We start from the raw sequence: 676 nt of genomic DNA, 5'->3' as shown, positions 1-676 counted from the left end.
TACTACTTCTATTCAGAGGATCGTAACTCGCTCACGCCGGGAGATCTGTTCTGCCATCTTCTCCTCATCGAAAACGACTCTCGCCACCGGAAGTACGCGCTCTTGCTCGCTGTGAAGACGGAGCTCCCACCGGAGCGCCTGAAAACAGCTGCAGATGAGTATGGAATTACGGAGATCGTCAACCCACTGGTGGAGTTCCTGAAGACGGAAGGTGGGAAGGTGTCTGAAGCAACGCCGCGGTGGGAAGAGTTCGAAACGCTGGCCGACGAGTACGGGGTCGAACTATGACTAGAGAAGCCACATTCGGGTCGGACGCGATTCGGCGACAGTTCAGCGAGCTTGCGGGGCTGCTTGAAAACGAGTTAACGGTCTATCTCATCGGGGGCGGTGCGCTCACACTGGATGATCTGAAAAACGCCACGAAGTACATCGATTTGATCGTCCGGGAACAAGCCGAGCTCCGGAGATTGTACCAGGTACTAACGGCTGCCGGATACAAACCCGAAGAGGAGCTCGCAGAGGTGTACGACGAACTCGGGGCTGCGTTCATTCTTCAAAAAGATGTGCGACGGTTCGACGTGTTTCATAAACAGGTCGCCGGTGTCATCCGACTAACGCAATCGATGGTTGATCGGAGTCGTCACCTGTTCGATGAGGGTGATCTCACCGTCAGGGC

At 55.3% G+C, this 676-nt stretch carries 2 pseudogenes; both read left to right on the top strand.

The window, feature by feature from the left end:
• Positions 1-288 (top strand): annotated as a pseudogene (locus DVK07_RS22985) (hypothetical protein); the annotation flags it as partial.
• Positions 285-676, top strand: a pseudogene (locus DVK07_RS20370) (hypothetical protein); the annotation flags it as partial. The pseudogenes DVK07_RS22985 and DVK07_RS20370, both read left to right, overlap by 4 nt.

Source organism: Halorubrum sp. Atlit-26R (assembly GCF_003666015.1).
Taxonomy (GTDB): domain Archaea; phylum Halobacteriota; class Halobacteria; order Halobacteriales; family Haloferacaceae; genus Halorubrum.
The sequence above is the reverse complement of the archived record's forward strand: the minus strand, read 5'-3'. Positions and strand labels throughout refer to the sequence as shown.